At 39.4% G+C, this 1,685-nt stretch carries 1 protein-coding gene; it reads left to right on the forward strand.

Translation table 11 applies throughout. From position 1 onward, the window contains the following. Nucleotides 1–40: 40 nt before the first annotated feature. The coding region (locus C3B52_RS35415; protein WP_103110994.1) for an ATPase, T2SS/T4P/T4SS family at nucleotides 41–1,685 on the forward strand (1,645 nt) is incomplete at its 3' end.

The following is a 1,685-nucleotide window of genomic DNA, read 5'->3' on the forward strand; positions in this document are numbered from 1 at the left end:
GCAAGTTAAGCAAATTCAAAGTGGAAGAGGGGCTTAATGAATGGAGATTATGAACCTCCTGATCATTGCTTTATTGATCAGCGGACTCATCACATATCTCTTTTATCTTCTACGGAAAAAGCCGAATACGGTCAAGAAGGACCGGGATAGTGAAAATGCAAGGCTATACTCCATTCCCGTATTAGTTGAATACACGAAGGTCAAAATTAATGAATTCGTGACTACCAGCTTGATCGATTTGGGGCTTTCAGGTGAAGAATACGAGAGAAGGCTAGCAATCGTCACTGAACTTCGAAATGCGATGAAAAATGCAATTTCAGGGGATCTTCAGGAAAAAATTTATCTGAAGCAATACATTTACGATTTGCTTGAGCGGAACTATGGGATAAATGAGAGCAATATCAATTGGATTATTCCTTTTGATCAGGCAGAAAGGCTGACCGAACAAGATCAATTCGATATTCTCATGCAACACTTCAAAAAGGAGCATGGATATAAGGCCTTGAGTCACATGATCGAAAAGTACAAGTTGGCCAAACCTAAATATGTCATCGAAGACGGTCAAACGGAATCTTACATCATCACAGGTGAAGAGATCCGGATGATTTATAAAAAAGAGATCCGAACGTTGGATTTCAAAGATAAGTTGAACGTGGTTGTGCAGCGAGTGTATCAGCAGTATAAGGGGTTTGGCGTTCTTGATGAGATTAGAGATATGTCAATAGACGGAGTTTCTGGCGGTGTTTCAGGCGCACCAAGCAAAATGAAATCAGTTGAACATGAAGTCGAGTTTGTTGGAAATATGAGAAATACGAAAAAAGGAATTAACTCCGTATGGATTTTCTACAAAGGTAAATCCATTCACATGTCGTTTCTCTCATTTGAGAATGACTTGGAGCTAAAACGTGTTTGTCAAAACATCTATAAATACAATAATCCTGGTCCGCTAACAGAATCAACCGGCTACATCGTTAACGACATGAAAGATGGCTCGAGGGTCGTTGTGGTACGCCCCCCGTTTGCAGAAACTTGGGCATTCTGGGTTCGGAAATTTGATCTCCCGAATATGGATCTGGAATATCTAATCCCAGATAAGTATGACAATGCAATTTTGGCTCGTAAAATGCTGAGATTCTTGATGCAAGGAGCACAGACATCTGCATTCACTGGAAAACAAGGTTCAGGTAAAACATCATCAATGATGGCATCCATGAAGTTCATGTATGCAACTCTAAATCTTCGAATTGTGGAATTGATCTTTGAGCTTAATCTTCGGCAACTTTATTCATTCCGAAATATAATGACGTTTCGTGAGCTAAAAGATATACCAATTCAAGAAGCACTAAATCTTACTAAGAAAACTGATGGAGATGTAAACATTCTGGGTGAAGTTGCCAGTCAAGAAGTCGCTTCTCTAATGATACAGATGACACAAGCTGCTAGTTTGTTCACACTTTTTTCTCATCATGCTTCCACAACAAACGATCTTATCAAATGGCATCGTGATGCATTACTTCAAACTGGTGCATTCAACAATGAACGTATTGCAGAAGAAACAGTTGCCAAAGCCATTAAATGGGATATCCATTACGAGAGAGATGAAGCAGGTAATCGGTACATCGAACGGATCACTGAAATTACACTTGTTCAATACGATAACTCATTCTTCGATAACGAGGATGATT

The sequence above is a fragment of the Brevibacillus reuszeri genome, assembly GCF_002897295.1.
Taxonomy (GTDB): domain Bacteria; phylum Bacillota; class Bacilli; order Brevibacillales; family Brevibacillaceae; genus Brevibacillus; species Brevibacillus reuszeri_A.